The organism is Pseudomonas cucumis, assembly GCF_030687935.1.
In the GTDB taxonomy this organism is placed as follows: domain Bacteria; phylum Pseudomonadota; class Gammaproteobacteria; order Pseudomonadales; family Pseudomonadaceae; genus Aquipseudomonas; species Aquipseudomonas cucumis.
Genome location: NZ_CP117454.1, coordinates 751692 through 776604, shown reverse-complemented (window position 1 = coordinate 776604; position 24913 = coordinate 751692). Strand labels below are relative to the sequence as shown.

11 protein-coding genes, 2 tRNA genes and 3 rRNA genes are annotated in these 24913 nt (G+C 57.6%); 6 read left to right on the top strand and 10 right to left on the bottom strand.

Annotated elements, in window-relative coordinates; translation table 11 throughout:
* Positions 1-34: 34 nt before the first annotated feature.
* The 10 genes from recD to PSH97_RS03280 form a co-directional block, all read right to left on the bottom strand.
* Complete coding sequence (gene recD / locus PSH97_RS03325; RefSeq protein WP_305448098.1) at positions 35-2143, bottom strand: exodeoxyribonuclease V subunit alpha; 2109 nt, start codon at positions 2141-2143, stop codon at positions 35-37.
* Positions 2140-5829 (bottom strand): exodeoxyribonuclease V subunit beta, encoded by a 3690-nt coding sequence (gene recB, locus PSH97_RS03320; protein ID WP_305448097.1) that lies wholly within the window; start codon positions 5827-5829, stop codon positions 2140-2142. Before recB ends, recD begins: the two co-directional genes overlap by 4 nt.
* Complete coding sequence (gene recC / locus PSH97_RS03315) at positions 5826-9278, bottom strand: exodeoxyribonuclease V subunit gamma (protein WP_305448096.1); 3453 nt, start codon at positions 9276-9278, stop codon at positions 5826-5828. The genes recB and recC overlap by 4 nt, the downstream gene beginning before the upstream one ends.
* A 156-nt stretch (positions 9279-9434) precedes the next feature.
* Positions 9435-9550: ribosomal RNA gene (gene rrf, locus PSH97_RS03310) — 5S ribosomal RNA — on the bottom strand.
* Between the two features lie 159 nt (positions 9551-9709).
* A 23S ribosomal RNA gene (locus PSH97_RS03305) occupies positions 9710-12617 on the bottom strand.
* A gap of 235 nt (positions 12618-12852) precedes the next feature.
* Positions 12853-12928, bottom strand: a tRNA-Ala gene (locus PSH97_RS03300).
* Positions 12929-12958: 30 nt separating this feature from the next.
* Positions 12959-13035 (bottom strand) — tRNA-Ile (locus tag PSH97_RS03295).
* 82 nt (positions 13036-13117) lie between these two features.
* Positions 13118-14656: ribosomal RNA gene (locus tag PSH97_RS03290) — 16S ribosomal RNA — on the bottom strand.
* Together the 16S, 23S and 5S rRNA genes with 2 tRNA genes alongside form the textbook arrangement of a ribosomal RNA operon.
* Positions 14657-15292: 636 nt before the next feature.
* Positions 15293-16786: a CoA-acylating methylmalonate-semialdehyde dehydrogenase gene (locus PSH97_RS03285; protein ID WP_305448095.1), complete on the bottom strand. Its 1494-nt coding sequence runs from the start codon at positions 16784-16786 to the stop codon at positions 15293-15295.
* A gap of 78 nt (positions 16787-16864) precedes the next feature.
* Positions 16865-18214, bottom strand: a complete 1350-nt coding sequence (locus PSH97_RS03280; protein ID WP_305448094.1) for an aspartate aminotransferase family protein — start codon at positions 18212-18214, stop codon at positions 16865-16867.
* Positions 18215-18353: 139 nt separating this feature from the next.
* Here PSH97_RS03280 and PSH97_RS03275 point away from each other — a divergent pair, with 139 nt between their 5' ends.
* The 6 genes from PSH97_RS03275 to PSH97_RS03250 all read left to right on the top strand — a co-directional run bounded on the left by PSH97_RS03275 (position 18354) and on the right by PSH97_RS03250 (position 24866).
* Positions 18354-19274, top strand: a complete 921-nt coding sequence (locus PSH97_RS03275) for a LysR family transcriptional regulator (RefSeq protein WP_008006295.1) — start codon at positions 18354-18356, stop codon at positions 19272-19274.
* Between the two features lie 120 nt (positions 19275-19394).
* The gene (locus tag PSH97_RS03270; protein ID WP_305448093.1) at positions 19395-20045 is read left to right on the top strand and encodes a TetR/AcrR family transcriptional regulator; all 651 of its coding nucleotides are present in this window, start codon (positions 19395-19397) and stop codon (positions 20043-20045) included.
* Positions 20046-20052: 7 nt separating this feature from the next.
* A complete protein-coding gene (locus PSH97_RS03265) occupies positions 20053-20634 on the top strand; it encodes an IMPACT family protein (RefSeq protein ID WP_305448092.1) in 582 nt (193 codons plus the stop codon).
* Positions 20635-21256: 622 nt separating this feature from the next.
* Positions 21257-22822 carry an ABC transporter ATP-binding protein gene (locus PSH97_RS03260; protein WP_305448091.1) on the top strand — a complete coding sequence of 522 codons (1566 nt, stop codon included), beginning with the start codon at positions 21257-21259 and terminating at the stop codon, positions 22820-22822.
* A gap of 11 nt (positions 22823-22833) precedes the next feature.
* On the top strand, positions 22834-23940 hold the full coding sequence (locus PSH97_RS03255; RefSeq protein WP_305448090.1) for an ABC transporter permease: 1107 nt from the start codon (positions 22834-22836) through the stop codon (positions 23938-23940).
* The gene (locus PSH97_RS03250; protein ID WP_305448089.1) at positions 23940-24866 is read left to right on the top strand and encodes an ABC transporter permease; all 927 of its coding nucleotides are present in this window, start codon (positions 23940-23942) and stop codon (positions 24864-24866) included. The genes PSH97_RS03255 and PSH97_RS03250 overlap by 1 nt, the downstream gene beginning before the upstream one ends.
* Positions 24867-24913: the final 47 nt, after the last annotated feature.

The window sequence follows — 24913 nt, the reverse complement described above, 5'->3', positions numbered from 1 at the left end:
CTTCGGACAGATTCCGTCGTCTGGCGTTGCCCGCTCAGTGACCGGGCTCGATCCCCTCTTCCAGCTCCAGCATCAACCCGCTCAAGCGCTTGACCTTGCGCCGCACGGCCTCTTCGAATACGCCGGCGCGAGGCTCAATCAGGGTGAACCAGTGTTTGGCCCGGGTTATTCCGGTATAGATCAGCTCCTTAGTGAGCACAGGGTTCAGGGCGTCCGGCAGAATCAACGCTGTATGGGCAAATTCCGAGCCCTGGGATTTGTGTACGGTCATGGCGTACACGGTATCGACATCGTTGAGCCGACTTGGCAGGACAAAGCGCACACCGCCCTGACCATCGTTGCGCGGGAAGGCCACACGCAACACTTGTCGTCCAGCCTCGGGCCCCTCACGTTCCGGCAGCTTGAGAGCAATGCCAATATCGCCGTTCATCAAACCCAAGCCATAGTCGTTGCGAGTCATTAGCACGGGCCGACCTTCGTACCACTGGTGGTCGCTGTCGATCAGCCGAGCATTGAGCAGCGCGTCGGTCACACGCTGATTCAAGCCTTCCACACCCCAAGGCCCTTTGCGTACCGCGCACAATAGCTGGAAGGCGTCGAAAGCTTGCAGCACCAGTCGAGCCCAATCGGCCCAGCGTGGATCATCGAGCGGGCAGTCGAGCGGTGGCCGCTGACTGCGCAAAAGACTCAGGTAATGCCGATAACCTTGCGGCCCCTCGCCATGGCCTTCTAGCAGCAACCGTTCCAGCGCCCGGTCATGCTCACCCTTGAGCGGAAGGGAAAATACGTCGTTGTGACTTCCTGCCGCCAACAAACGGCGAGCTTCCTCGGGTTGCTGGCGGTTGACCCAACGGGCCAACTGGCCAATGCCGCTGCCCTCGCCGAAGCGCCGTGAGTGACGCAGCATCACGACTTGTTGAGCCAGGGGATGCGTTCCGTTGACGTCTTCGTGCAAGCCGCTGGTACGCAGGCTTTCACCGCTGACCGCCTCCAGCCAGTGGCGTGTCTGCGGGCTGTACCACCCCGCTTCGGCATCGCGGCACAGATCGCCCAGCACGGCACCGGCCTCTACCGACGCCAGTTGATCCTTGTCACCGAGTAGCACCAGACGGGCATGGGCCGGCAATGCGTCGAGCAGATTGGCCATCATTTCCAGGTCGATCATCGAAGCTTCGTCCACCACCAATACATCCAGCGGCAAGCGATTGCCGGCATGGTGCCGGAAATGCCGGGTACCGGGACGACTGCCGAGTAAACGGTGTACGGTGGTCACATCCGACGGGATCTTCTCCCGTACTGTTTCAGCAACTTCCAGGGTTTGAACCTGCTGGCTGATGGACTCGGTCAATCGCGCGGCAGCTTTGCCAGTGGGTGCAGCGAGACGAATGCGCAGCGGTTTACCAGCCTCAATCGCGGGCGCCTGGAGCAATGCGAGCAAGCGCACGACTGTGGTGGTTTTACCGGTTCCCGGGCCGCCGGTGACGATGCTGAATGCGCTACGGGTGGCCAGGGCGCAAGCGAGCTTCTGCCAGTCGATCACTTCATCAGGCCTGGCTGGACCGAACAGGCCGATCAGGCGTTGGGGCAAATCACTCGGTGTTGTTTCGTGTGCCGCCAGGCGCTGACGCAGGGCGTTGTCGATGCGCCGCTCATAAGCCCAGTAGCGGCGCAGGTACAGGCGTTTACCCGACAGCACCAATGGTCGGTGCTGCGCGGCTTCACGACCGTCGACGGCCAGAGCCACCAGGGTGCTGGACGCCAGGACCTTGCACCAATGAGCACCGTCCAGCGCCTCAAGCAATTGCGACGGCAGTAACATCGCGCCACTTTGCAGGTCACCTTCCGGCGGCAGCGACAGAGCGAAGTCCGGCTCTTTCAGCGTTTCGAACAGATCCAGGCAAACATGGCCGTGACCCAACTGGTGACTGGTCAACGCCGCAGCCAGCAGCACCAGTGGGTCATCGTCGGGGGCGAGTTCGTGGAGAAAGGCTACGAAGGCCTTGTCCAGCGCCCGCAACCAACCGCGTTCGACCCAGCGCGTGAGCAGTAGCAACAAGTCATCTGCGCGACTCAGGGGCGCCAGATCCGCCAGACTTTCAGCCGCCAACGGCGTGGGCAGCAAATCGGCGAAGGTGCGAGTCATAGCAGTACTCCCTGTTCCCAGGCGGGTTCGGTCTTGGGCTCTGGCTTGCCCTGGAACAAACGGTCCAGACGCTCGATCAGCTCCCGTGGCGGACGGGCGAAATACACGCCCTGGCTGGCCGCGCGAGTACCGCGAAGGAACAGGTACAACGCCCCACCGACATGCCGATCGTAATCGTAATCGACCAGCCGCGCCTTCAGCTGGCGATGCAGGGCGAGCAGGTACAACACATATTGCAGGTCGTAACGGTTATCGAGAATCGACTGCTCCATGGCCTGCTCGGTATAGGCTGCGTCATCGACGCCCAGCCAGTTGGATTTGTAGTCGGCGACGTAATAACGACCGTTGTGTTCGAACGTCAGGTCGATGAAGCCTTTGAACATGCCATTGAGCAGCACCGGTTCGGCGGCCACCCTGGCCACGCCGTTGTGGGTGTGTTGGCGCACCAGTTCATCGAGTTTGAGCACATCGACTTTGTGGCTGGCGAACCAGAACTCCATCTCGACCCGGTATTGGGTCAGTTGCTCGAACACCACCGGTGCCTGCCCGCCGCCGATGTGCAGCGGGGATTTGAGCAAGTGCTGCAGCCAGTCACTCAACGTCGTGATCCAGCCTTCCCAGCCACGGCGATTGCAGCGACGGGCGATGGCGTCTTCCACCGTCTGTGGTGCAGCGGTAAAACCTTCGTCCCCGGCCCATTCGAGCAATCCATGGAGAAAAGTGCCGGGGTTCGGTCCGCGAGGGAATCGATGGATATCAGCCCCGCCAGCAATCACTTCTCGCGGCGCTTGCGGATCGAGACGTTCGTCGTCAAAAAGCTTTTGTGCTTGCGGGCTCTCCGGCGCTTCGTCGCTGCCCACGCTTAGACTGTCGCCAATGCGCAAGGCACTGTAGGAGGCGATCCACCAGTTTTCGCTGGCCTTGCGCTTGGGTATCAACGGCGCAAGCAAGGTCGCTTCATTGCGCGGTGGATGGTAATGCTCGGCGCTCGCTTCAGGCATTTCACCGTAGTTCAGCGCCGGGCAGTCCTGCTGCAAATCTTCCAGCCATCGCCGCAACCCGGCCGACTCGGCCAATGGCGCACCACCACCCAGCAGATAACCCAAGGCTGAAAGGTGCAACGTCGAACCGTTGTTATTGCCGCGCTTGAGGTCAGTCACACCGAGCCATAAAGCATGTTGTGCCCGGGTCAGGGCGACATAGAGCAAGCGAAGGTCTTCGGCCAAACGTTCATCGTCGGCTTGGGCAATCAACTCGACCGTCGGCTTCAAGCTCACTTGTGCCTTGCCCTCGGCGTCATGGTAATGCAGCGGCAAACGGCTGCCATCCACCGGTTTTGCCGAGCAAATGAACGGAAGAAACACCAACGGATATTCAAGCCCTTTGGATTTGTGGATGGTCACGACCTTGACCAGTTGCTCATCGCTTTCCAGGCGCAGGATCTGTTCTTCGCCTGCCTGACCGGACAACGCCAGATGCTCGGACAAATGACGGATCAGCGCTTGTTCGCCATCGAGTTCAGCGGCAGCCTGCTGCAGCAACTCGGACAGGTGCAGCAGGTTGGTCAGCACACGCTCGCCATCATTGCGCGCGATCAACGCCTGGGGCAGTTGGAAGTCGTGCAGCAAACGCCGCAGCATTGGCAGCACACCCTGCTTACGCCAGAGCTCGCGATAACCGCGAAACTGCATGACACGGGCTTCCCAGGCCAGTTCGTCCTGATTCAGTCGTTCCAGTTCCGCCAGTGAAAGATTCAGGGTGATGCAGGCCAGCGCAGCACGTAGGGGACGCTCGACATCCGGCTCGGCACACGCCTTGAGCCAGGTCAGCAGGTCATGGGCTTCCTGCGCGGCGAATACCGAGTCCTTGTCTGACAGGTAAACACTACGCACGCCACGGGCGGAAAGTTCGCCGCGCACGGCCTGGGCCTCTTTGCCATCGCGCACCAGAATTGCGATATCCGCCGGCAGCAGACCTCTGAAATCCTTACCGTCCTGGATAAAACCCGCACGGCCTTGCTGGCCGCCATTGAGCAACGCGGTGATTTCACTGGCGCAGGCGGCAGCCAATTGTTGTCGATACACCACGCTGGACAGTGGCTGATCAGAGGACAAATGCCAGATGTTCAGGGCAGGTACAACCTGACCATCAACGTGCAGGACTTCTTTGCGCCCCTGAGATTCGACGGGCAGAAACGGTACTGGATTCTCGCCATTCTTCTCACGGAACAGGAATGCTCCGCGCCCCAACTCACGGGATTCGGCGCGCTCGAACACATGGTTCACCGCGTTGACCATGCCATGACTGGAACGGAAATTTGTCCCCAGAGTATGCAGACGACCGGTGGTGGCTTGCCGCGCGCGCAAATAGGTATAGATATCGGCCCCGCGGAAGGCATAGATCGCCTGCTTCGGATCGCCGATCAGAAACAGACCGGTTTCAGGATTGCTTTCTTCGATGCGATAAATGCTCTCGAAAATTCGATACTGCACCGGGTCGGTGTCCTGGAATTCGTCAATCAACGCGACCGGGAACTGCTCGCGGATCAGGGTTGCCAGGCGCTCACCGCCTTCGGACTGCAAAGCCGCATCAAGACGCAGCAGCATGTCATCGAAGCCCATTTCCGCGCGGCGACGCTTTTCTTCCTCGAACCGTGCTCCGACCCAATGCGCAGCGTGTTGCAGCACGGCGGCGTCAGGAGTCGGCAAACCATCGAGACTGGTCTTGAGACCGGGCATCGCATCGAGACCGGGATGACGAGGAGCTTCACCCTTCCAGGCTTCAGCCATGCCATCGGGAGTCAGGCGAGTGAAGCCGGTGCCAATGTCCAGTTGCTCGAGAGACTCATCTTCGGCCCAGGCCCGAAGTTTCTCGAACCAGGGTTCAAAGTAGCGCGGCTGCATCTTGCGGCCATCGACGCTTTTGCTCGCGACGCCCTGGTGACAGATGGCAAGCAACTCATCCGCCCATTGTCGCCAAGGCATCTTGAGTTCGAGCAAAGCGGTCCGTCGCTCCTGCAGGCATTCGGCGATCAACTCGGCAGGTTCTTTACCTGCAACGCTGTCACGCTCGCTGGCGAACAACCCACGCACTCGCGGCAATAACGCCGCCGGACCACCCCAGTTGCCGCGAACCCAGCTCAACGCATCGCCTTGCATCGGATAGCAGAACAGTCGCCAGTAGTCGCGCAGGACTTCGCCGAGCAAATCGCTGTGATCGGTTTCCAGGGTCTGGGTGAACAGGCTGCCACTGTCGAACGCATGTTCGCGCAACATGCGCTGGCACCAACTGTGGATGGTCGAAACGGCTGCTTCGTCCATCCACTGAGCGGCGATGTCCAGGCGGTTTGCACAGCCGGACCACTGTTCGGGGAGGTACTGCTCGCGCAATTCGGCAATGAGGCCATCCGGAGCCGGTGTCTCATCGCGGAAAAACCGTGCGGCTTCAGCCAGCCGTGTGCGAATACGTTCGCGCAGCTCTTTGGTCGCGGCATCGGTGAAGGTCACCACGAGGATTTGCGGCGGCAGCAATTCACGGCCAAAACCACTCGACTCACCGCCGTGACCAAGAACCAGACGCAAGTACAGCGCAGAAATGGTAAAGGTCTTGCCGGTCCCGGCGCTGGCTTCGATCAGTTGGCTACCACGCAGGGGGAATGCCAGGGCCAGCGGTGTTTTCGTGGTCATGAGCGCGCCTCCTCGCTGGTCAATGAACGCCAAGGGGCTTCAAGCAGAGGCCGATACAAAGCATCGCACCAATCGGGGAAGGTTTCGTCGGCAATCAGTGCATCGTAATCGGCGAATTGCCGAGCGAGTGCAGGGCTTTCGCGGCGCTCGCCGTCGGTGGTCTGGCCGTCGCCTTCATAGGCCTTGCGGGCAGCGGCGTCAGCTTTGGCCCGGTCGGTTTGGGCGAGCCAGGCGAACGCTGTTTTTACTGCAATCGGCAGCGGTTGGCGCATGCCCGTTTGCCAGGCCAACAACAGATCGCCCAGAACCCGGGATGCTGCAGCCTCCTCCATTGGACCGAGCAACAAACTGTCGTCGCTGGCCACCAACGCAGTTGTCATCGGCATGCCGCTGGCACAGGCCACCAGGTGATTGACCCAAGGTCGCGTCAGGCGATGCCATTTGCGGGCCTTGATCGAACCAATGCTGTTGGGAATTGTAGTAACCGACAACAATCCGCCATCTGCGCGTTGATGCAGGCCACTGAGCCAACCCTCCAGACGCAGCCCGTGCAGTTCCAGACTCACCGGCAACGCGCTGGTGAGCGGGGTTGGCCATAACGCCAGAAGTTGCTGATAGCGCTGCAGCAGATCCGGCAGCGGCTCGATCAACTCTCGCTGAAGGCATTCACCAAAACCGGCCATGGGCAAGAGCCCGCTGTTTTGCAGGCGTTTTGCCTGCGCCGCCAGTACCTGATCGGTTTGCTCCAGTTGCCCCAGCGCCGCTTCGAGCAAGCTGTCGCTGAGGCTATAGCGTTGCAGCGCGTCGAGAACAAATGGCTCTTCATCTGCCAAAGGCACTTCTGCAGCCTCGAAGAACACTTTGAGCCGCTGACTGAAGAAATGTCGTACCGGGTTGCGCAGAAAATCCTGCAGCTGACCCAGGCTCAGCGGTTCGTCCTGGACGTAGGGTTCAAGCACTTCGATATCAGTTGCCCGATCACTGGCTTGATGAAGAACCTGCCACTCGCTGGCGTAGCTGAATAAATCATCGCCCTCATGAAAGTAGCGATGGCTGAAAGGTTGCAGCGGGTGTTCCTGAGTCATGGATTCAAGCAGGTCATCATTGTCATCGTGCAGTCGCCAGCCGCTGCCGAGATGGTCACGCAACTGCCCTATCAACACCGAAGCAGGGCGCTCGCTGTTGTCCCGAATACTGCGGCCGACCCAGCTGATATAGAGTTGGTCGCGTGCGGACAACAATGCTTCCAGCAACAGATAGCGATCATCCTCGCGCCGGGAACGATCGCCGGGGCGGTAGTCGCTGCCCATCAGGTCGAAGTCCAGCGGCGGCTGCGCGCGAGGGTAATCGCCGTCATTCATGCCAAGCAGGCAAACCAGTTTGAACGGGATCGCTCGCATGGGCATCAAGGTACAGAAGTTAACGGCCCCGGCGAGGAAACGCTGAGACAGGCGACCTTGGTCGAGACCCGCCAGCCAGGCTTCCCGGACTACGGTCAGAGGTAACTCGTCCTGCAAACCTACGGACTCGCAGGTTTCAAGCCAGCTCTCGCGCAGCTCTTCGAGTTGGGCCAGCAAGTAGTCGTCATGCTCGTTACTGGCCAGGAAGAACAACTGCACCAGCGCTTGCAAGCGCGCGCCCCATTGTTTGGGCGCTGCAGGTTGAGTGAGTTCCTGGTGGGCAATTTCCAGAGCATCCAATAGTGCCACCAAAGGACCTATGAGCGCGGCATCCAGACCACCAATCTCGTCGTAGGGTTCGATCCCCGCGCAGGCACTGGCGCTGCCCACGGCATAACCCAGCAGCATCCGTCGCAGACCGAAACGCCAACTGTTTTGCTCCAGCTCTTCCGGCAGGCCCAGACCCGCGCGCTGCTCGGCGTTCATCCCCCACCGGATACCTGCGCCTTCAATCCAGCGATGCAAGGTCGGCAGGTCACGTTCCTCTACGCCAAACCGAGCGCGTAATGCCGGAACGTCAAGCAGATCAAGGATCTCGCTGACAGGGAAGCGACTGTCGGGCAGCTTGAGCAGGTGTTCGACAGCGATCAGTAGCGGATCCCGGCCGCGCTGGCCTTGATCCGCAAGTGTGAAAGGAATGAAGCGCGGATCAAAGCGATCAAGCTGACCAAAGACAGCACGGATGTGCGGGGCATAACTGTCGATATCCGGGACCATCACGATTACGTCGCGAGGCCTCAGGTCTGGATCAGCACTGAATCGTGCGAGCAACTGATCGTGGAGGATCTCTACTTCGCGCTGAGCGCTATGGGCAATGTGAAAACGGATCGATTCGTCCTTTTTCAGATCGACAGCAGGCCAACGCTCGCGAGTCTCCTTCAAGGGACGCAATTCCAGGATGTCGTCCTGCAACTGATTGAGCATGTTCAGTGGCTGGTTTTCGCTGAAAAGGTCGATGCGCCCGTCGCGAAACGCCGAGCGATAGCTATTGGGATCGTCGTAGCTGTCGAGCAGATTAATGTAATCCCGCCCCTGCTTACCCCACGCAGCCAGTAGCGGGTGGGCATGCTGATGGAGCGTTTGCGAGTCGAACACAATCGGCATGCCGCTCTTGCGAGCCTGACGCTTGTACTGATGTCGCAACAGATCTTTATCGGCGACGATGTCCGCCCAATGGTGACGACATGGGTTGTGTACGCACAGCAAGACCTGGCTGAATCGAGCCAGCCCGGCAAGCGCTTCCAGGGCTTGAGCAGGCAGTGAAGAAATCCCGAAAACGATCACCCGTGAAGGTAAACCACTGGGCGCTACGTCGAGGCTATTGATGCGCTCGATAAAGCGTTGGTGGACGCCTGCACGGCTTTGCGCCATGCCTTGCTCACCAACATCCAGCAACAGCGCACGCCACAGCTCCGCCTGCCAGCAGTTGGCCGGGGTCAGGGCTTTGGCTTCGCCTCTGCCATTTCGTAGCTGATGACGACCTTCTGCCCAGTCTTCAAGCCAGTCGGCACGGTAGACCTGATATTGGTCAAACAGGTCTGCCAGTCGCTCCGCCAATTGATAGCGTTTACGTAAGTCGGTGTCATTGGTAAGGAAACGCTGCAGGGGTTCGAAGTGCGGTTGGTTAATCAACTGTGGTAGCAGACGCATCAGACGCCAGGTCAGCGGGGCTTTATCGAGAAGGGATTTGATCGGGATTTCGTCACGTCCCAGCACCATACGATAGAGCTGCCACATGAAGCTGCCCGGTAACTGCACATCGATGGCTGCGGCGATTCCGCAGCCGCCCATGTCGTCATCTTCAGGGTCTTCGGCCAATGCCAGCTTCAGCCATTGGGCGATGCCGTTGCTCTGTACCAGGGCGATTTCATTTTCCAAGGGAGCCAGCGGGTAGCGCCGCATCCAGCTGACCACCAGGCTGCGCAACTCGTCCAGGCGGTTGCCGTGAACCACCATAAAACCAGCACTGAGGGACGTAGCGTCCGGCATAAAGGCTTCCTTGGGAAAATACAAAAGCTAGGGCCGAACCTTAGCACTGTCGGCAGACTGTGACAGCCGGGAGCGATCCGATGATGCTGTACGAACTTTCCTGCGGGCAAAACAAAACCCCTACCTGCATACGCAGATAGGGGTTTCGGAATTTAATCTTGACGATGACCTACTCTCACATGGGGAAACCCCACACTACCATCGGCGATGCATCGTTTCACTGCTGAGTTCGGGATGGGATCAGGTGGTTCCAATGCTCTATGGTCGTCAAGAAATTCGGTAGCCAGCTCGTTTGCCTTACGGCTCACGCTCCAGCGAATGGGTATGCGATAGTTTGTGTGTTTTGTGAGTATCTCGAACTTTCGGTTCGTTTCGTCTTCACACACCGCAATCTGGCGCCTCTTCAGGTCAGCAAATTGCTTGGGTGTTATATGGTCAAGCCTCACGGGCAATTAGTATTGGTTAGCTCAACGCCTCACAGCGCTTACACACCCAACCTATCAACGTCGTAGTCTTCGACGGCCCTTCAGGGGACTCAAGGTCCCAGTGAGATCTCATCTTGAGGCTAGTTTCCCGCTTAGATGCTTTCAGCGGTTATCTATTCCGAACATAGCTACCCGGCAATGCCACTGGCGTGACAACCGGAACACCAGAGGTTCGTCCACTCCGGTCCTCTCGTACTAGGAGCAGCCCCTCTCAAATCTCAAACGTCCACGGCAGATAGGGACCGAACTGTCTCACGACGTTCTAAACCCAGCTCGCGTACCACTTTAAATGGCGAACAGCCATACCCTTGGGACCGGCTTCAGCCCCAGGATGTGATGAGCCGACATCGAGGTGCCAAACACCGCCGTCGATATGAACTCTTGGGCGGTATCAGCCTGTTATCCCCGGAGTACCTTTTATCCGTTGAGCGATGGCCCTTCCATACAGAACCACCGGATCACTAAGACCTACTTTCGTACCTGCTCGACGTGTCTGTCTCGCAGTCAAGCGCGCTTTTGCCTTTATACTCTACGACCGATTTCCGACCGGTCTGAGCGCACCTTCGTACTCCTCCGTTACTCTTTAGGAGGAGACCGCCCCAGTCAAACTACCCACCATACACTGTCCTCGATCCGGATAACGGACCTGAGTTAGAACCTCAAAGTTGCCAGGGTGGTATTTCAAGGTTGGCTCCACGCGAACTGGCGTCCACGCTTCAAAGCCTCCCACCTATCCTACACAAGCAAATTCAAAGTCCAGTGCAAAGCTATAGTAAAGGTTCACGGGGTCTTTCCGTCTAGCCGCGGATACACTGCATCTTCACAGCGATTTCAATTTCACTGAGTCTCGGGTGGAGACAGCGCCGCCATCGTTACGCCATTCGTGCAGGTCGGAACTTACCCGACAAGGAATTTCGCTACCTTAGGACCGTTATAGTTACGGCCGCCGTTTACCGGGGCTTCGATCAAGAGCTTCGCGTTAGCTAACCCCATCAATTAACCTTCCGGCACCGGGCAGGCGTCACACCCTATACGTCCACTTTCGTGTTTGCAGAGTGCTGTGTTTTTAATAAACAGTCGCAGCGGCCTGGTATCTTCGACCGGCGTGGGCTTATGCAGTAAATGCTTCACCCTCACCGGCGCACCTTCTCCCGAAGTTACGGTGCCATTTTGCCTAGTTCCTTCACCCGAGTTCTCTCAAGCGCCTTGGTATTCTCTACCCAACCACCTGTGTCGGTTTGGGGTACGGTTCCTGGTTACCTGAAGCTTAGAAGCTTTTCTTGGAAGCATGGCATCAACCACTTCGTGTTCTAAAAGAACACTCGTCATCAGCTCTCGGCCTTAAGATCCCGGATTTACCTAAGATCTCAGCCTACCACCTTAACTTGGACAACCACGCCCCCCCCCCTTAAAGGCCCGGCCTGAGCCTTTTCCTTCCGTCCCTCCATCGCAATAACCAGAAGTACAGGAATATTAACCTGTTTTTCCATCGACTACGCTTTTCAGCCTCGCCTTAGGGACCGACTAACCCTGCGTCGATTAACGTTGCGCAGGAAACCTTGGTCTTTCGGCGTGGGTGTTTTTCACACCCATTGTCGTTACTCATGTCAGCATTCGCACTTCTGATACCTCCAGCAAGCTTCTCAACTCACCTTCACAGGCTTACAGAACGCTCCTCTACCGCATCACCTAAGTGATCCCGTAGCTTCGGTGTATGGTTTGAGCCCCGTTACATCTTCCGCGCAGGCCGACTCGACTAGTGAGCTATTACGCTTTCTTTAAAGGGTGGCTGCTTTCTAAGCCAACCTCCTAGCTGTCTAAGCCTTCCCACATCGTTTCCCCACTTAACCATAACTTTGGGACCTTAGCTGACGGTCTGGGTTGTTTCCCTTTTCACGACGGACGTGCACCCGCCGTGTGTCTCCCATGCTCGGCACTTGTAGGTATTCGGAGTTTGCATCGGTTTGGTAAGTCGGGATGACCCCCTAGCCGAAACAGTGCTCTACCCCCTACAGTGATACATGAGGCGCTACCTAAATAGCTTTCGAGGAGAACCAGCTATCTCCGAGCTTGATTAGCCTTTCACTCCGATCCACAGGTCATCCGCTAACTTTTCAACGGTAGTCGGTTCGGTCCTCCAGTTAGTGTTACCCAACCTTCAACCTGCCCATGGATAGATCGCCCGGTTTCGGGTCTATTCCCAGCGACTAGACGCCCTATTAAGACTCGCTTTCGCTACGCCTCCCCTATTCGGTTAAGCTCGCCACTGAAAATAAGTCGCTGACCCATTATACAAAAGGTACGCAGTCACCCAACAAAGTGGGCTCCCACTGCTTGTACGCATACGGTTTCAGGATCTATTTCACTCCCCTCTCCGGGGTTCTTTTCGCCTTTCCCTCACGGTACTAGTTCACTATCGGTCAGTCAGTAGTATTTAGCCTTGGAGGATGGTCCCCCCATATTCAGACAAAGTTTCTCGTGCTCCGTCCTACTCGATTTCATGACCAAGAGATTTTCGCGTACAGGGCTATCACCCACTATGGCCGCACTTTCCAGAGCGTTCCGCTAATCTCAAAGCCACTTAAGGGCTAGTCCCCGTTCGCTCGCCACTACTAAGGGAATCTCGGTTGATTTCTTTTCCTCAGGGTACTTAGATGTTTCAGTTCCCCTGGTTCGCCTCTTAAGCCTATGTATTCAGCTTAAGATAACCATCTTATGATGGCTGGGTTCCCCCATTCAGACATCTCCGGATCAAAGTCTGTTTGCCGACTCCCCGAAGCTTTTCGCAGGCTACCACGTCTTTCATCGCCTCTGACTGCCAAGGCATCCACCGTATGCGCTTCTTCACTTGACCATATAACCCCAAGCAATCTGGTTATACTGTGAAGACGACATTCGCCGAAAATTCGCGATTAAACTCACAAATTTTACCTTAGCCTGATCACCACCAGTGAAAGTGGCCATCAGTCTATCTTTCTATCACATACCCAAATTTTTAAAGAACGATCTAATCAAAGACTAGAAATCAACATTCACCATCACCAGGATGGAATGCTCATTTCTAAGCTTTCAACAAACAGAAGCAGTAGTGGTGGAGCCAAACGGGATCGAACCGTTGACCTCCTGCGTGCAAGGCAGGCGCTCTCCCAGCTGAGCTATGGCCCCGTATTTCTACAGGCGTTTCCCACACAAAATTGGTGGGTCTGGGCAGATTCGAACTGCCGACCTCACCCTTATCAGGGGTGCGCTCTAACCAACTGAGCTACAGACCCAATTTCGGGCTGCTTCTTATCGTCTTCTTCAATGAATCAAGCAATTCGTGTGGGAACTTATGGAGCAGCTGATGTCGTCGATTAAGGAGGTGATCCAGCCGCAGGTTCCCCTACGGCTACCTTGTTACGACTTCACCCCAGTCATGAATCACACCGTGGTAACCGTCCTCCCGAAGGTTAGACTAGCTACTTCTGGTGCAACCCACTCCCATGGTGTGACGGGCGGTGTGTACAAGGCCCGGGAACGTATTCACCGCGACATTCTGATTCGCGATTACTAGCGATTCCGACTTCACGCAGTCGAGTTGCAGACTGCGATCCGGACTACGATCGGTTTTCTGGGATTAGCTCCACCTCGCGGCTTGGCAACCCTCTGTACCGACCATTGTAGCACGTGTGTAGCCCAGGCCGTAAGGGCCATGATGACTTGACGTCATCCCCACCTTCCTCCGGTTTGTCACCGGCAGTCTCCTTAGAGTGCCCACCATTACGTGCTGGTAACTAAGGACAAGGGTTGCGCTCGTTACGGGACTTAACCCAACATCTCACGACACGAGCTGACGACAGCCATGCAGCACCTGTCTCAATGTTCCCGAAGGCACCAATCCATCTCTGGAAAGTTCATTGGATGTCAAGGCCTGGTAAGGTTCTTCGCGTTGCTTCGAATTAAACCACATGCTCCACCGCTTGTGCGGGCCCCCGTCAATTCATTTGAGTTTTAACCTTGCGGCCGTACTCCCCAGGCGGTCAACTTAATGCGTTAGCTGCGCCACTAAGAGCTCAAGGCTCCCAACGGCTAGTTGACATCGTTTACGGCGTGGACTACCAGGGTATCTAATCCTGTTTGCTCCCCACGCTTTCGCACCTCAGTGTCAGTATCAGTCCAGGTGGTCGCCTTCGCCACTGGTGTTCCTTCCTATATCTACGCATTTCACCGCTACACAGGAAATTCCACCACCCTCTACCATACTCTAGCTCGTCAGTTTTGAATGCAGTTCCCAGGTTGAGCCCGGGGATTTCACATCCAACTTAACGAACCACCTACGCGCGCTTTACGCCCAGTAATTCCGATTAACGCTTGCACCCTCTGTATTACCGCGGCTGCTGGCACAGAGTTAGCCGGTGCTTATTCTGTCGGTAACGTCAAAACAATTACGTATTAGGTAACTGCCCTTCCTCCCAACTTAAAGTGCTTTACAATCCGAAGACCTTCTTCACACACGCGGCATGGCTGGATCAGGCTTTCGCCCATTGTCCAATATTCCCCACTGCTGCCTCCCGTAGGAGTCTGGACCGTGTCTCAGTTCCAGTGTGACTGATCATCCTCTCAGACCAGTTACGGATCGTCGCCTTGGTGAGCCATTACCTCACCAACTAGCTAATCCGACCTAGGCTCATCTGATAGCGCAAGGCCCGAAGGTCCCCTGCTTTCTCCCGTAGGACGTATGCGGTATTAGCGTCCGTTTCCGAGCGTTATCCCCCACTATCAGGCAGATTCCTAGGCATTACTCACCCGTCCGCCGCTCGCCACCAGGTACAAGTACCCGTGCTGCCGCTCGACTTGCATGTGTTAGGCCTGCCGCCAGCGTTCAATCTGAGCCATGATCAAACTCTTCAGTTCAAACATCTTTGGGTTTTTAAGAAACCCTAAACTTGGCTCAGCAATCGTTGGTTACATCTTTGATTTCTCGCGGAGTAACTTGTGATGCTGATAATCTTGTTGACTATCAGTCTGACTCCACAAGCACCCACACGAATTGCTTGATTCAGTTGTTAAAGAGCGGTTGGTTAAGATCTTTCGTCTCAACCGAGGCGCGCATTCTACAGCAGCCTCTGTTACTGTCAAGCGGTTATTTTCAGAAGTTTTCAAAGTTTCGCTTGGAAATCCTTAACAACTTCAACCACTTGCGCTTCCGATCTCTCGTTAGCGGGAGGCGAATTCTACAGCGTTACTCGCTGCTGTCAACACCTCTTTTTCTCCGCTTTCGACCGAGAAGATCGAACCGTCAAAAGAGCCAAACAACACCGCTCTTTCAACTCCTTCTGGCTTCGATGAACTGAAGCGTAACCGCTGCCGAAAACCGCATAACTCGTTGTTTACCAAGGAGTTTTCCGTTTCGACTGCGCCGGAAGTGGGGCGAATTATAGACCTCCAGAATCTGCCGTCAACTCCAATTTTCACATTTCTGCCATATAAGTCCAAAAAGCCCGAAAACACGAAGGCCGACCTCAAGAGGTCGGCCTTCTGCCCTAATACTTACAAGCTAGGGAATGCGAATTGCGAAGCTTCATGGCTCGCTCGTTGCGGCCAGCGCTGGGTAATAGCCTTGCGACGAGTGTAGAAACGCACGCCATCCGGACCATACGCATGTAGATCGCCGAACAGCGAACGCTTCCAGCCGCCAAAGCTGTGATAAGCCACTGGCACCGGCAATGGTACGTTGACGCCGACCATGCCCACTTCAATCTCATCGCAGAACAACCGTGCCGCTTCCCCATCACGCGTGAAGATACAGGTGCCGTTGCCATACTCGTGATCGTTGATCAGTTGCATCGCCTCTTCCAGGCTATTGACCCGAACAACACACAGCACCGGCCCGAAGATCTCTTCTTTATAGATGCGCATTTCTGGCGTGACGTTATCGAACAGGCAACCGCCCAGGAAGAAACCTTCCTCATGACCGGCCACGCTCAGACCACGACCATCCACCACCAAGGTCGCACCTGCTGAAATGCCATCTTCTATATAGCCACTGACTTTATCGCGAGCCTGACCGGAAACCAGCGGCCCCATGTCCAGACCACAGGTCGTACCCGCACCGATTTTCAGCGCCTTGACCTGCGGAACCAGTTTGGCCACCAACGCATCCGCCACCTGATCGCCGACGCACACAGCCACCGAGATCGCCATGCAGCGCTCACCGCACGAACCGTACGCCGCGCCCATCAGTGCGCTGACTGCGTTATCCAGATCCGCATCCGGCATTAATACCGCATGGTTCTTCGCCCCGCCCAACGCCTGGACGCGTTTGCCGCGCTTGGTGCCTTCGGCGTAAATGTATTCGGCAATCGGTGTCGAACCGACAAAGCTCAGCGCTTTGACTTCCGGCGCTTCAATCAAAGCATCCACCGCGGCCTTGTCGCCATGCACCACACTCAGCACGCCTTTCGGCAGGCCAGCTTCCAACAGCAGCTGAGCAATCAGCAGCGTCGAGCTTGGATCACGCTCGGACGGTTTCAGAATAAAGCAGTTACCGCAGACGATCGCCAGCGGATACATCCACAGCGGCACCATGGCCGGGAAGTTGAATGGGGTAATACCGGCCACCACGCCCAATGGCTGGAAATCCGACCAGGCATCAATGTTCGGCCCGACGTTGCGGCTGTACTCGCCTTTGAGAATTTCCGGCGCAGCACAGGCGAACTCGACGTTCTCGATCCCACGCTTCAATTCACCAGCTGCATCTTCCAGGGTCTTGCCGTGTTCTTCGCTGATCAGTTGTGCGATACGGGCTTCGTTCTGTTCCAGCAGTTGCTTGAAGCGGAACATCACCTGAGCGCGTTTGGCCGCTGGCGTATTGCGCCAGGCCGGGAACGCAGCCTTGGCCGAGTCGATGGCTTTCTGAACGGTTTCGCGGCTGGCCAACGGCAGCTTGTGGATAACCTGACCGGTGGACGGGTTGAACACATCGGCCGTGCGACCGTCTTCGGTCACCAGTTCGCCATTGATCAAATGCGGGATGAGGCTCATGCGGGGCTCCTGAAAAGTTGTTCATGGGCGCCCTTCAAAGGGCGCCTTTCTTTCTATTAGGGTGAATAGAAGGAAAAATCAGTCGATCTTGTTCAGCACTTCGCCGACCGCGTCGAACAGACGATCGAGGTCTTGCGGCTTGCTGTTGAAGGTTGGGCCGAATTGCAGGGTGTCGCCGCCGAAGCGCACGTAGAACCCGGCTTTCCACAGAGCCATGCCGGCTTCGAATGGACGCACGATGGCATCGCCGTCGCGAGGTGCAATCTGGATCGCACCGGCCAACCCGTAGTTACGAATGTCGATGACGTTTTTCGAGCCCTTCAAACCATGCAATGCATTTTCGAAATGCGGCGCCACTTCCGCCACGCTCTGCACCAGGTTTTCCTTTTGCAGCAGGTCGAGTGCTGCCAGGCCAGCAGCACAAGCCACCGGGTGCGCGGAATAGGTGTAGCCGTGCGGGAACTCCACAGCGTATTCAGGCGTCGCCTGGTTCATGAAGGTCTGGTAGATCTCAGAGCTGGCAACCACGGCACCCATCGGGATCGCGCCGTTGGTGACTTGCTTGGCAATACACATCAGGTCCGGCGTCACGCCGAAGCTGTCGGCGCCGAACATCGAACCGGTACGACCAAAACCGGTGATCACTTCGTCAAACACCAGCAGGATATTGTGCTGATCGCAGATCTCGCGCAGACGCTTGAGGTAACCCTGCGGCGGAACCAGTACGCCAGCGGAACCGGCCATTGGTTCGACGAATACCGCAGCAATGTTCGAGGCATCGTGCAACTCGATCAGCTTGAGCAATTCATCCGCCAGGGCGATACCGCCCTCCTTCGGCATGCCACGGGAATAAGCGTTGCTCGCCAGCAATGTGTGCGGCAGGTGATCGACGTCCATCATCGCCTGACCGAACAGTTTGCGGTTGCCGTTCACGCCGCCGAGGCTGGTGCCGGCGATGTTCACGCCGTGATAACCACGAGCACGACCGATCATTTTGGTTTTGGTGGCCTGGCCTTTCAGGCGCCAGTAAGCACGCACCATTTTCACCGCCGTGTCTGCACACTCGGAACCCGAGTCGGTGAAGAACACGTGATTCAGATTGCCCGGCGTCAGGTCGGTGATTTTCTCGGCCAACTGGAACGACAGCGGGTGACCGTACTGGAAGCCCGGCGAGTAATCGAGGGTGCCCAATTGCTTGGCCACCGCTTCCTGAATTTCCTTGCGGGTGTGCCCGGCGCCGCAGGTCCATAGACCCGAGAGCGAATCGTAGACCTTGCGGCCCTTGTCGTCTGTCAACCAACTGCCCTCGGCAGCCACGATCAGTCGCGGGTCGCGCTGGAAATTGCGGTTCGCGGTGTAGGGCATCCAGTGAGCATCGAGCTTGAGCTGGCTGGCCAGGGAAGTCGGGGCGTTTTCAGGCACGTTCATGGGCAAAACCTCGCAGGGCAATAAGCGGCGTGGAGATGAAAAGCGTTCTTGCAGCTAAATTGCCACGGAGATAAAGTCGGTGAAATCCAACTTTTGTAACCTTCAGTCAGGCCACCACTAAACATTGAGCAAATAAAGCATGAGCAGCCGTCGTCCCGATCCTTTAGCGCAAGTCAGTGACTTTGATATTCGCCTGTTGCGGATTTTCCGCAGCGTGGTGGAGTGCGGTGGCTTCTCCGCGGCAGAATCGGTGCTGGGGATCGGTCGCTCGGCGATCAGCCAGCAGATGAGCGATCTGGAGCAACGCCTCGGCCTGCGTCTGTGCCAACGCGGTCGCGCCGGTTTTTCCCTGACCGAAGAAGGCCGCGAGGTCTATCAATCAGCGCTGCAGCTATTAAGTGCGCTGGAAAGTTTCCGCACCGAGGTCAACGGCCTCCACCAGCACTTGCGCGGTGAGTTGACCATCGGCCTGACCGACAACCTGGTCACCCTGCCCCACATGCGCATCACCCACGCGCTGGCGCAATTGAAGGAGCGCGGCCCCGACGTGCAAATCCAGATCCGCATGATCGCGCCCAATGAAGTCGAACAAGGCGTGCTCGACGGTCGCTTGCATGTCGGCGTAGTACCGCAAGCCAGTGCGCTGTCGGGGCTGGAATATCAGCCGCTCTACAGCGAACGTTCGTTGCTGTATTGCGCGGTCGGCCATCCGTTGTTTTATGTCGACGACAAACAACTGGACGATGAGCGTCTCAACAGCCAGGACGCCATCGCCCCGACCTTCCGCTTGCCCGCCGAGATCCAGGCTCACTATCAGGCGCTCAACTGCACCGCCAGTGCATCGGATCGCGAAGGCATGGCATTTCTGATTCTGACCGGGCGCTACATTGGTTATCTGCCGGATCATTACGCCAGCCTCTGGGTGCAGCAGGGCCGATTGCGTGCATTGAAACCCAAGGCGCGTTTTTATGACCTGAGTCTGGCATCGGTCACCCGCAAGGGGCGTCGTCCCCACTTGGTGCTGGAGAGTTTTCTGGAGAGCCTGGCGGCGACGCGCTAAATAAGAAAATCCCACAGCGATTGCGGTGGTCAAGGTTTTATCGCAACAGGACTTGTCTGCGGCCTGCGGGTGCGCTATCAACGCATCTGGTTGCACCCATTTATCTGTTCGGAAGTGCCTATGACCTTTGAAGTCCCAGCCCACGGCGGCAAGCCCGCCAGCCGCATTCGTCAGAAGAACGAAGAGACCATCATCAAAGCCGCCGAAGACGAGTTCGCCCGTCACGGGTTCAAAGGCACCAGCATGAACACCATCGCGCAGAATGCCGGATTGCCCAAAGCGAATCTGCATTACTACTTCACCAACAAACTTGGTTTGTACGTGGCTGTGCTGAGCAACATTCTTGAATTGTGGGACAGCACTTTCAATACCCTGACCGTCGAGGATGATCCGGCGGAGGCGCTCACCCGATACATCCGCGCAAAAATGGAGTTTTCCCGGCGCCGGCCCCAGGCTTCGCGGCTCTTCGCCATGGAGGTCATCAGCGGCGGCGAATGCCTGAGCGAGCATTTCAATCAGGACTACCGCACCTGGTTTCAGGGCCGGGCCGCAGTGTTTCAAGCGTGGATCGACGCCGGCAAAATGGACCCGGTCGACCCGGTACACCTGATCTTCCTGCTGTGGGGCAGCACCCAGCATTACGCCGATTTTGCCACGCAGATTTGCCGTGTCACCGGGCGCACCAAACTGACCAAGCAAGACATGGAAGACGCCGGCAACAACCTGATCCGCATCATTCTCAAAGGCTGCGGCCTGACGCCTGCCATCTAAGACACTTATGCCTTTTACCCTCAGCGGTTTTTGCGAATACCGCGAAGAGATTCGCAAAAGCCGCTTCATCGCCCTCGCCGGGCCAATCACTAGCGCAGCTGATGCCCAAGCGTTCATCGAGCAGCACAGTGATTTGAACGCCTCGCACAATTGCTGGGCCTGGAAACTCGGCGATCAATACCGCAGCAATGACGATGGCGAACCCGGTGGCACCGCTGGCCGGCCGATTCTGGCAGCGATCGAAGCGCAGGATTGCGATCAGGTCGTGGTGCTGGTGATCCGCTGGTATGGCGGCATTCAACTGGGCACCGGCGGCCTCGCCCGTGCCTATGGCGGCGGTGCCAACAAATGCCTGCAAGGGGCGCCGAAGGTCGAACTGATCAGCCGGGTGCCGGTCAGTTGTGCCTGTGCGTTTGGCGAGTTGGCGCTGGTGAAGCTGCGGGTAGCGGAACTGGGCGGTTTGGTCGTGGAAGAAACCTTCACGGCCAATGGCGTGGAACTGCAATTGGCGATCGGCGAGGGGCAGATAGATACCTTGCAGATGCAGCTGGCGGATTTGAGTCGCGGGCGTATTTTGTTGCAGCGATAAAAGAAAGATCAAAAGATCGCAGCCTTCGGCAACTCCTACGCCGACCGTGTACATCCGTAAGAAACCCAATCCCATAGGAGCTGCCGCAGGCTGCGATCTTTTGGGGCACCCCGGTTTTCCTTACTCTCGATACTTGCCCACATCTGCTGTGCACCCGGCTGTGGATAACCTGAGCACATTCCGCTGTAACCCTTCTGTCATGCGGCTTTGCGGGCTTTGTTCATTTTTCATACAAATCCCCAACAACAACATTTATTCCACGTAAAAACAATCAGTTAGAGCGGTTTATCGCCATTAGAAGAAAGGCCCTCAGTGCTTATGCCCCTCCGGCCGGCTTGCGCACAAATACTGTGGAACAACCTGTGGATAACCCGTTCATGGCTGGCGCAGCCCCATGTCCGACATAGCTTGCAGGGTATTGCTCGTTTTTTGATCAATTCACCGCGCGCAAAACCAGGGCCTGATCAAAGAACGTGCCCTCAAGTGGTGCCCGATTCGGAATTGGAATATGACGGGGCATCCTCCACAACCCCTATTCCAGCAAGGCCTTGTCGATTTCCTGACTCAATGGCCAGGAAATTGCTTTATCCCCAGGTATAACTTCTGTCGACCTGAGCCTGTCATGTCCAACCCCGTGCCGATCCCCGATCAAATACCTCGCCTGCAACTGCGCAGAATCAGCAAGCGTTACCCCGGTTGCCTGGCCAACGATGCCATCGACTTGAGCATCGCGCCCGGTGAAATCCACGCCTTGCTCGGCGAAAACGGTGCGGGCAAAAGTACTCTGATGAAGATCATCTACGGCGTCGCTCACTCCGACTCAGGGGAGATGATCTGGCAGGGCCAGCGCGTGACCATGCGCAATCCGGCCCAAGCGCGCGGCCTCGGGATTGGCATGGTATTCCAGCATTTTTCGCTGTTCGAAACCCTCAGCGTGGCGCAGAACATCGCGCTGGCAATGGGCGCTGCGGCAGGAACACCGAAGCAGCTTGAGCCGAAGATTCGTGAAGTATCCCAGCGCTACGGCATGGCGCTGGAACCGGAGCGACTTGTCCACAGCCTGTCCATCGGCGAGCGTCAACGGGTGGAAATCATTCGCTGCCTGATGCAGGACATTCGCCTGCTGATTCTCGATGAACCGACGTCGGTACTGACTCCACAAGAGGCCGATGAGTTGTTCGTCACTTTGCGCCGACTGGCCGCCGAGGGCTGCAGCATTCTGTTTATCAGCCACAAGCTCGGCGAAGTGCGCGCGTTGTGCCACAGCGCTACGGTGTTGCGCGGAGGTCGGGTGGCCGGGCATTGCGTGCCGGCGGAGTGCTCAGACCGGCAACTGGCGCAATTGATGGTCGGTGAAGCCGCCGAGCTGATCACCGACTATCCAAAGGTCATGGGCGCTGATGCTTTTTTGAATGTGATGGGGTTGTCCTGGCACAACCCGGACCCGTTTGGCTGCTCTCTGAAGAATATTGATCTCGACGTGCGCAGCGGCGAAATCGTGGGAGTCGCCGGGGTGGCCGGCAATGGTCAGGATGAGTTGCTGGCCTTGCTCAGTGGCGAAGAACGCTTGCCCCGCGATGACAGCGCAACGATCAGTTTCGGCGGGCAACCGGTGGCCCATTTGCGGCCAGATGCTCGACGTAAACTTGGCCTGGCATTCGTCCCCGCCGAGCGACTGGGCCATGGCGCGGTGCCTGAACTGAGCCTGGCGGATAACGCACTGCTCACCGCGTTTCAACAAGGGCTGGTCAGCAACGGGCTGATCCAGCGCGGCAAGGTCGAAGCGCTGGCCGAAGACATCATTCGCCGCTTCGGGGTCAAGACACCCGATGCCCAGGCGCCGGCTCGCAGTCTGTCCGGCGGCAACCTGCAAAAATTCATCCTCGGCCGGGAGATCCTTCAACAGCCTAAATTGCTGGTGGCCGCGCACCCGACCTGGGGCGTGGACGTCGGCGCCGCCGCGACCATTCACCGGGCGTTGATTGCCTTGCGCGATGCTGGCGCGGCGATTCTGGTGATCTCTGAAGACCTCGACGAATTGTTCCAGATCAGCGACCGCCTCGGCGCCCTGTGCAGCGGTCGACTGTCGCCATTGCAGGCCACCGTCGACACCCATCTGAGCGACGTCGGCGGCTGGATGGCCGGCCAGTTCGACGCGCCTCAATCACCTGCCCCCGTAGCGCTTTAACGGAGTTTCACATGCTGCTTTCTCTCGAACCCCGTGGCCAACAATCACGCCTGATGTTGTGGTGCTCGCCCTTGCTGGCGGCCGTATTGACGCTGGTCTGTGGCTCATTGCTGTTTATCGCGCTGGGCCACGATCCGTTGCTGACCTTGCACACGTTGCTGATTGCACCGATCAGCGACTTGTACGGCGTCTCCGAATTGTTGGTCAAAGCGCTGCCGATTCTGCTCTGCGCATTGGGCCTGGCGGTGGCGTATCAGGCGCGGATCTGGAACATCGGCGCCGAAGGTCAGTTGCTGCTCGGCGCGCTGGCCGGCAGTGCGTTGGCGGTGAACATCATCGATATGCAAAGTCGCTGGGCGCTGGTGTTGATTCTGCTCACCGGCACCCTGGCCGGTGCCGCATGGGCCGGGCTGACGGCGTGGTTGCGCACGCGCTTCAACGCCAATGAAATCCTCACCAGCATCATGCTCAATTACATCGCCTTGAACCTGCTGCTGTTCTGCGTCCACGGCCCGCTGAAGGATCCGGCCGGGTTCAACTTTCCAGAGTCGGCGATGTTCGGCGATGCCAGTCGACTGCCGCTATTGATGGAGGACGGTCGGGTTCACGCGGGGGTGTATTTCGCCTTGCTCGCGCTGGTGGCGGTGTGGGTGTTGCTGCAGAAAAGCTTTGTCGGCTTCCAGATTAAAGTGCTTGGGCTGGACAAGCGCGCGGCCGGTTTCGTCGGCTTTCGCGAGAAGCGGCTGATCTGGCTGGCGTTGTTGATCAGCGGCGGTTTGGCGGGGTTGGCCGGGGTCTGCGAAGTCACTGGGCCGATCGGTCAATTGGTGCCGCAGGTCTCGCCGGGTTACGGCTATGCGGCGATCACCGTGGCGTTTCTCGGGCGACTGAATCCCATCGGCATTCTGTTTTCCAGCTTGTTGATGGCGCTGCTGTACATCGGCGGCGAGAGCGCGCAGATGAGCATGAACCTGCCACAAGCCATCACTCAATTGTTCCAGGGGATGATGCTGTTTTTCCTGCTGGCCAGTGACGTGCTGATTCTCTACCGACCGCGTTTGAACCTGCGCTGGGCACGGCGTACTTCGACCACCGCCGAACACGCAGGAGCCTTGTGATGGATATCGATCTGCTGAGCAATATTTTCTACGCCATGGTTCGCTGCGGTACGCCGTTGTTGCTGGTGGCGCTGGGCGAGCTGATTTGCGAGAAGAGTGGCGTCCTCAATCTGGGTCAGGAAGGCATGATGCTGTTTGGCGCGGTGATCGGTTTTATCGTCGCGCTGAACAGCGGCAACCTCTGGCTTGGCGTGTTGCTGGCGATGCTCGCCGGGACGCTGTTGTCGTCGCTGTTTACCCTGGTGGCACTGGTGTTCAACGCCAATCAGGTAGCGACCGGGTTGGCGTTGACGATCTTCGGCGTGGGCCTGTCGACCTTTGTCGGCGCAGCGTGGGTTGGCAAACCGTTGGCGGGTTTCGAGCCGGTGGCGATTCCGTTGTTGAGTGAAATCCCGCTGATCGGGCGGATGCTGTTTGCCCAGGACTTGTTGGTGTACCTGTCGTTCGCACTGTTCGCCCTGGTGGCCTGGGTGATTCTGAAAAGTCGTGTCGGGTTGATCATTCAGGCGGTCGGCGAAAGCCCGGACGCGGCCAGTGCCATGGGTTTGCCGGTGTTGCGCGTGCGCACGCTGGCGGTGCTGTTCGGCGGGGCAATGGCGGGGTTGGCCGGGGGTTATTTGTCCCTGGCCTACACGCCGATGTGGGCGGAAAACATGAGCGCCGGTCGCGGCTGGATTGCCCTGGCGCTGGTGGTGTTTGCCAGTTGGCGGGTGTGGCGATTGCTGCTCGGTGCGTATCTGTTCGGTCTCGCCAGCATCCTGCATTTGGTGGCGCAGGGGTTGGGGCTGGCGATTCCATCGAGCCTGCTGGCGATGCTGCCATATGTCGCGACCATTGTGGTGTTGGTGCTGCTGTCCCGGGATGCCGTGCGCACACGGTTGTATGCGCCGGTTTCGTTGGGGCAGCCGTGGCAGGCCGGGCATTAGCGGAGGCTTCAAGGGCCTCATCGCGGGCAAGTCGGATCGCAGCACCG